This is a genomic window from Microcystis sp. M49636_WE2 (genome assembly GCF_030065375.1).
In the GTDB taxonomy this organism is placed as follows: domain Bacteria; phylum Cyanobacteriota; class Cyanobacteriia; order Cyanobacteriales; family Microcystaceae; genus Microcystis; species Microcystis aeruginosa_C.
The window spans coordinates 1-7691 of sequence record NZ_JASJFG010000749.1 but is presented as its reverse complement, the minus strand read 5'-3'; the positions used below and the strand labels follow the sequence as shown (position 1 = coordinate 7691).

The 7691-nt window shown below is 44.5% G+C and carries 5 protein-coding genes; 4 read left to right on the top strand and 1 reads right to left on the bottom strand.

Annotated elements, in window-relative coordinates; all coding sequences use genetic code 11:
* Positions 1-324 precede the first annotated feature (324 nt).
* Both PX484_RS17185 and PX484_RS17180 read left to right on the top strand, forming a co-directional pair.
* Complete coding sequence (locus PX484_RS17185) at positions 325-1428, top strand: HEAT repeat domain-containing protein (RefSeq protein WP_002800173.1); 1104 nt, start codon at positions 325-327, stop codon at positions 1426-1428.
* A gap of 9 nt (positions 1429-1437) precedes the next feature.
* Positions 1438-2511 carry a glycosyltransferase family 4 protein gene (locus PX484_RS17180; protein WP_287767367.1) on the top strand — a complete coding sequence of 358 codons (1074 nt, stop codon included), beginning with the start codon at positions 1438-1440 and terminating at the stop codon, positions 2509-2511.
* A 292-nt stretch (positions 2512-2803) separates the two neighbouring features.
* Here the strand turns inward: PX484_RS17180 and PX484_RS17175 are convergent, their stop codons facing one another.
* Positions 2804-4051 carry a vanadium-dependent haloperoxidase gene (locus PX484_RS17175; RefSeq protein WP_287666076.1) on the bottom strand — a complete coding sequence of 416 codons (1248 nt, stop codon included), beginning with the start codon at positions 4049-4051 and terminating at the stop codon, positions 2804-2806.
* A 321-nt stretch (positions 4052-4372) separates the two neighbouring features.
* Here PX484_RS17175 and PX484_RS17170 point away from each other — a divergent pair, with 321 nt between their 5' ends.
* Both PX484_RS17170 and smc read left to right on the top strand, forming a co-directional pair.
* Complete coding sequence (locus PX484_RS17170; protein ID WP_002775909.1) at positions 4373-4642, top strand: YciI family protein; 270 nt, start codon at positions 4373-4375, stop codon at positions 4640-4642.
* Between the two features lie 173 nt (positions 4643-4815).
* On the top strand, positions 4816-7691 hold a 2876-nt coding region (smc, locus tag PX484_RS17165; RefSeq protein WP_288104893.1), incomplete at its 3' end, for a chromosome segregation protein SMC.

Genomic DNA, 7691 nt, shown 5'->3' with positions numbered 1-7691 from the left:
TAGTCAGTTACCTAATTTTCAGGGAAAAAGTACCTGAATTTTACCCCCGATCCCTCCAATGGTCGGCACTTTTTGAGGTCAAAAAAGTCTAAAAGCCTTATCCAACAAGGTTTTTAGATTTATTCAGCAAACCCTAATTAAGCCAGTTTTTCACAGATAATCCCTGAGCGCTAAACAGCCCTACTATTCGCCCCACGCTCACCGGAGGGTTTTCCCCAATCACCAGCGTCCATGACTTAATATCTGGAGTTGAGTGCTTTTGATTTATGGCTTTTAGGCTATCATACTTTTACCCTCCCCCCCCTAAACTATCACATCAACTCTATGATAAAACCCAATTTCCTATTGTTGTTAGCTATCAGTGTCAGCAGTTGGGGTCATGATTTTCAGGCTGTACCCAAGGCTAACGCTCAAACTCCACCTAGGTTAGAGCAACCCCAGACTGTCGCCACTTACGATCAGTTGATGAAAGCTGGTTACGAAGCCACAGCCCAAAAAAATTACCAACTCGCCCTGGAAAAATTTCAACAAGCTCTGGCACAACGTCCGAACGATACCTCTGCTCAAAATGCGATCGCTGATACGCAGAAGTATCTAGGTCAAACCGGCACGGTTGCCAACACTGCCGCCAAAAATGAGAATTTGTCAATACCATTAATTGCTGGCTCGGCCCTGTTATCCATCGCTTTATTGGCAGCTTTACTATCGCTTTTCTTTCAATACCGTCCCAAGAACAAAGCCTCAAAACGCCGCAAAAAAACCACTTACGTCAATCCTAAAAACCCACTCAACAAATTTTTTGAGGGCAATGGCAATTCCTTCGGTGCGGACACCAAAACCAGCAGTGAGATTAATGACAATTGGGAGGATGATTTCGCGTCTTCTTTGCCCGTACAAGCTACCTCCCGCATCCCGAACGCAGACTTAATCCTGAGTTTAATTGAAAGTCTCCGCGATGACGATCCCCGTACCCGTAGAAGGGCGGTTTGGAAACTGGCACAGATGTCCGATTCTAGGGCAATGCAGCCTTTAGTCGATAGCATGGTGGATGGGGATTCCTACGAACGCAGTTTAACCCTAGAAGCCCTCGCCCAAATCTGTACCCGCTCCCTGCGTCCGATGAACCAAGCTTTGGCTATCTCTCTCCAGGATAAAAATCCCCAGGTGCGGAAAAATGCTATTCGGGATTTAACCAGACTCTACGATGTCATGTCTCAGATCAGTCAATTAATTTGTCATGCCCTCGATGATCCCGATGAGGAAGTGCAAGAAACAGCACGCTGGGCAATTAGACAGTTAAATCTGCAATTAGCTCCCCGTTTAGATATTGCTCCCCTAGAAACTACTGGTGAACCAGAAGATGACGATGTACAGGATACTTCCTTCACCGACACCACACCGACCTTCACCGAAACTACACCCAACTGAGGTGCAAAATTGAGTCGAAAACTGTTATTTATCTCCACCCCCGTGGGATTTTTGGGATCGGGGGGCGGCGGTGGCGTAGAATTAACTCTTTATAATCTCGCTCGCACTCTGACCAGGCAAGGCTATCTGGTGCGGGTAGTGGCTCCAGAGGCCTCGCAATTGCAGGATATACCCTTGATCACGATAGCGGGCAATGCCCAGATTTCCGCCCAAAGTCAGGGCCGGGAAGCCCCGATTTTAATGCCGGAAAATGCCGTTTTGGCTAATATGTGGCACTACGCTCAACAAGTACAAAGTCAGTACGATTTAATTGTCAATTTTGCCTACGATTGGCTCCCTTTTTATCTCACTCCTTTTTTTGCCACTCCCGTCGCCCATTTAGTCAGCATGGCTTCCGTTTCTTTGGCGATGGATCATATTATTGAAAAAACCTACAGCAATTTTCCCCATTTACTCGCTTTTCACACCGTCACCCAAGCAGCAACTTTCTCAATATCTCCCCCCTATCGCTGTTTGGCTAATGGTTTAGACGTATCTTTGTATCAGTTTCGGGCCGCTCCCTCCCCCTGTCTAGCCTGGGTGGGACGGATTGCCCCGGAAAAAGCTTTAGAAGATGCGATCGCCGCTTGTCAACGGTTGGGTGTGCCTTTACGCGTTTTCGGTCATATTTCCGATCCTCTCTACTGGCAAAATTTACAGGATACCTATAGTTTCGATTTAGTCGATTATCGCGGGTTTTTGCCCACTGGGAGCCTACAAAAAGAGCTAGGCGACTGTTTTGGCCTGTTGATGACCCCGCGCTGGGTTGAGGCTTTTGGTAACGTGGCTATTGAAGCTTTAGCCTGTGGTGTTCCCGTAGTTGCCTATCGTCGCGGTGGTCCGGTAGAAATTATTGAAGATGGAAAAACTGGTTTTTTAGTTGAACCCGATAGTATCGAGGGATTAGTTACAGGAATTAAAAATTTAGACCGGATCGATCGATATTCTTGTCGTGCAGTAGTCGAGCAAAAATATTCCCTAGAAGCTTTAGGAAATCGAGCTATTAATTGGTTTGAAGAAATTTTTGCTCGCAGTCAAAAATAAATAGGCTCTCTTGGTTTAGTCCGGTTAAATCTTTATCCCAGAAGGGTTCGGGATCAACCACAGAGCCACAAAGAACACAAAGATTGATCGATCCTATGATAAGTTATACCATTTCTCTAAATGAAAACTACACATCGAATTTAAGTCACCCTTTTTAAGGGGGATTTAGGGGGATTAAACTTCTGTAGTCAGACTTTGGAGAATTGGTATTAAACTTATCACACAGAACCTAGAAGAGCCAAAAACGCCTACCTCAAACTAATGGGTAGGCGTAGTTTATCGATTACTCTACCTAAACTTTCTGTAAAACTTTGGCATAGACAAAATCAGCCAACTGTGTACCCGACCAGAAACCGTGGTCACCGTCCCATTGAAAGTGAACCCCCAGATAAACACGGCTGCGACCATTTTCCAAAGCCGCCGAACTAAAACTATTATAGGTGCGTTTAATCCCCTCGGCGTTAGGATCGTCCGTGTCGGCGGTAAAAGTGACGTTATCAGTACCAAAGAAATTACGCATAATCCCAGCGTGGGCCGCCCCAAAAGTGGCATGACCAGAAACATAGGCAGGGAAAGCGGGACTAAAACGCTGACCGGCGGTATTAATTGATAGGGGTTGCCAATTGGGATCAGCTTCGGTTAAAAAATTACCATCTTGATCGGCCAGACGGATCGCTGTTTCCGGTCGCCAGAGATTAATCGGCAGCCGGTACTTAGCATCCCACGCCACAATAGCGGCATCACCCATGACTAAACCCACTAGAGCAAATAAACGCGCTGTTTCCAGTAGAGATAAATTTCTTTGTTGGGCAACAATTTGGGTAATGCGGAACAGATGGCCGGGGGGTTTATAGGTTCCATCCACATCATTCGCCCAGAAAAAGGCAATTCTAGTCTGTGCAGCAGTACGCGCAGAGGAATTGGCCGCCCCTAACAGTTTGACTTCGTTAAACTGGGCCGCATATTCAGGACTACGGAGAAGGTCGATTTTATTAGCATAGTTACCCGGAAAGGGCGCCCGAAATTGACGACCAGAAGTCATGACAAAGGGAGTCACGTCCGGCCATTGGGGGGCAACCGCATCCCCAGATCCTGTCGGTCGCCAATCCCCCGGCTGATTACCCGGTTTATACAGGGGAGGTTGGTCAGAACCGTCATTCTGACGCAGGGTGAGAATGGAATCGGCCACGGCCTGCCCAAAGGTTTTACCTTTGGTATCGGCATCGGACATCTTAACCACGTTTAATCTTTGCAGGGATGTATCCAAAGCAGTATTAAAAGTCATGGTCAGATTGACATAAATCCGGCTAAGAATACGATGGGCTGCATAAACCGCCGCTATTTCAGGAGAAGTACCGGGATCAGGCTTTAACTTTAAATTGCTAGGATAGGGACTGTATAAATTCCCCGAAAGGGCATTAATGGCGTTAAACATCGCCACCTGTAACATCGCCCCCGCCCGGGCAATCGGTGTCGGACCGCCACCAATTTTCCGAATAGTTTCTAAAAAAACGTCATTCCACTCGATAATTACGTTCATATCGTTGCCTCCTTTAATATCGCAACTTTGACTTAACAGCCCCAGTCTATTGGATAAGTTTAACAGTAACCATAGAAGTTTAGGCTGTTAACAAGAAGTTAAGTGACATAAATCCCACTTTAAAGCACTGGCAATTTGTCAACTACTTTTTACAAAAATTAACTATTGCAGTTATTACTTATCAGATTTGACTGTTCAGTTCACTGATGACTGTTGACTGATAACCGAAAAACCTACCACTTGCCACTTTTCTAGAGCGATTTAGTCTGATTGACGATTCGATCGTAAAATAGCAACAGATCAAGAGAGTACAGGTCAAATATGCCGAAATTTGTTGTCTGGGGTAGTTATTGTGAAAACGTGCTGGAAAAACGCGCACCCTATCGTCAAGCACATCTAGAGGGATTAAATCAACAGAAAGAACGGGGAATTCTCGTTACTATCGGACCAACGGCAGATTTAAGCCAAGTTTTCGCAATTTATCAGGCAGCCAGCGAGTCAGAAGTGCGAGAATTAATCGAATCGGATCCCTACTGGCAAAATGGCATCTGGACAGAGTACCAAGTCAAGGAATGGATTCAAGCCATCTAAGGGGACTATCAGCTATATTTTTCTATAAGGGTGTTGTCATAAAATTTTCCAACTACGCAACTAATCAAACTCATCTCCGGTCAAGTCTGAGGATATTGTCAAGGATAAACCGGAGTTATCCCTTATCGATTCAAGCTGACAGCTGATAGCTTGCCTACTTTTTGCTTATCGCCATGGTTTACATCAAAAAGGTCGAACTCTCACACTTCAAATCCTTCGGGGGAACGACTCCTATACCCTTTTTACCGGGGTTTACGGTGGTTTCTGGTCCAAATGGTTCGGGAAAGTCGAATATCCTTGACGCATTGCTATTTTGCTTGGGATTAGCTACTTCCAAGGGAATGCGGGCCGAAAGATTACCGGATTTAGTCAATCATAGCTATAACAGTCAACGTCATAGCACCGAAGCGAGCGTTTCGGTGACTTTTGATGTTAGCGATATTCCCGACGCAACCGATAGGGATTGGACGGTTTCCCGACGCTTAAAAGTGGCTAAGGGTGGCAGCTATACTTCTACCTACTATATCAATGGGGAAACCTGTACGGTTAGCGAACTTCACGACCAATTAAACCGTTTACGCATCTATCCCGAAGGGTATAACGTGGTGTTACAGGGGGACGTAACCCGAATTATCAGCATGAATGCCAAGGAAAGACGGGAAATTATCGACGAATTGGCAGGAGTAGCCGAATTTGACCGCAAAATTGAGAAAACTAAGGAGAATATCGATTCGGTTAAAGAAAGGGAAGAACGCTGCCAAATTATTGCCACAGAATTGCAAAAATCTCTGGAGAAATTAGCACTCGATCGCATTAAAGCCGAAAAATACCAAAAACTCAAGGCCCAAGTCCAAGAAAAACAACAATGGGAAATTGTCCTGCATTGGCAAAATCTCCAGCAGCGCTGCCAGCAAGTACAAGGACAAATTCAAGCTGGGGAAAGGGAAAAACAGGTTTTAACCGAGAATATCGCCAATTTATCCGAACAAATCGCCCAAAATAGTCAAGAATTAGAGAAACTCAATCAACAGGTTAAAGCTTTCGGGGAAGATGAACACCTGTCCCTAACTTCCCGATTAGCGAGTCAACAGGCCAAACGACAACAACAGCAACAACGACAAAAAGAGTTAGAAAACCTTGAAAAAGAGTCTCAGGCACAGAAAAACAGACTTTTAGAGGAAATTAATCGCTATAATCTCGAATTAAATCAGATTACTGCCCAAAAAAGCCGTTTAGAAACTGAAATTTTACCCAATCTCCTACTGACAACCCAAACCGCAAGGGAAACCCTAGAAAACCATCGTCTGCAAGCAAGTAGTCTCGCAGAAGCGTCAGAAGCTTGGGTAAAAGAACAAAGTGACCTTTCCCGCAATATTACCCGTCTTCAGGAACAATTAAACCCCTACCGTAGCCAACGGGCCCAATTGACCGAAAGATGCGATCGATTGCAAACTAATATAGTAGAAGCTGGTCAACGTCTGCAAGAATTAGAGCAAGTCATTAGCACAAAAACAGAAGAAAGTCAAGAAATATTACAAAAAATTAATCAATCGGAACCCGATATCCAAAATTTAGCCCAAAAACTCACCATTGCCGAACAAAATCGCGTTATCAGTCAGGACACCCAAAAACGTCTGCTAAAAGAACAACGGGACAAACAGAGGGAATTAGATAAACTGGAAGCGACCAAACAAGCGCAACAGGAGGCCCAGGGAACCTATGCCACTCAAATATTATTACAGTCAGATTTGCCCGGAATCTGCGGATTAGTGGCACAATTGGGGGAAGTAGAGGAACGTTATCAAATTGCTCTTGAAATCGCCGCCGGAGGTCGTTTAGGTCATGTAGTCGTCCAAGATGATAGCGTCGCGGCTGCCGGAATTGCCTTACTAAAACAGCGTCGCATCGGTAGGGCCACTTTTTTACCCCTGAATAAAATTCGTCCTCCCCGTCCCCAGGATATTTCCTCTCTGCGTCATGCGCGGGGTTATCTGGATTTAGCGGTGAATTTAGTTAAGTTTCAACCCCAGTATCGGGAGGTTTTTAACTATATTTTTGGCAGTACCGTGGTTTTCGAGGATATAGATTCTGCCCGTTATTATATCAATCAATATCGCATCGTTACTTTGGATGGCGAGTTATTAGAGATGACTGGCGCTATGACCGGAGGCAGCCAACCGACGCGATCGGGGCTGCGTTTTGGTAAAATTTCTGCCAAGGAGTCTAGTGAAGCGGAATCTCTACGGGAAAGATTAGCAGAAATCGATCGCATTCTTACCCGCAACGAAGAAAAAATTACTCAAGTTAATAATCTTATCAGTCAGTTAACCCAACAGTTAACCGAAACCCGTCAAAGTCATCGGGAAAATCAATTATCTCTACAACAATTAAGCAAGGATTTACAACGTTTAACCACAGAAAAAGAGGATTTAAACCGTCAATTATCGGGTCAGCAAGAGGAAATTACTATTTCTCGTCAACGGTTAGAAGTATTAACCAGAGAAATTCCTGATTTAGAGTTATCTTTACAGGAAGAACAGGAGAAATTAACTGCTTTAGAGGCCAATCATACCCATAGCGAATGGCAACAGGTACAGGGAATAATTCGCGCTCAAGAATTGGAGTTACAAACCCAAGAAAATCACCTCGCTACAGTCCGCGAACAGTTGAAAGATTTACAAAGTCAACAGATCAGACTAGAGGAAAAAAGTCAAGAGTATGGGGATAGAATTATTGAGATTGAGAAAATAATCACCGATGCAGTTAATCAGAGAAATATCGGTAATCTGGAGATAGAAAAACTTAATCACAATATTTTAGAAATCAATCAAGCTTTACAGCAATTATCCCGACAACTAGGGGAAACCAAGCGAAAAAGAGACCAGTTAGAGACAGTTTTGCGACAACAACAAAACCAACAACAACAGGCTATCTGGCAATCGGAAAAGTTAGTCAACAATCAAGAGGAAAGACAAGCATTACTAACCACTTTACAGACAGAAATTAGTCAACTAGAAAGCGACTTACCCAATCCCTTGCCCGAAATTCC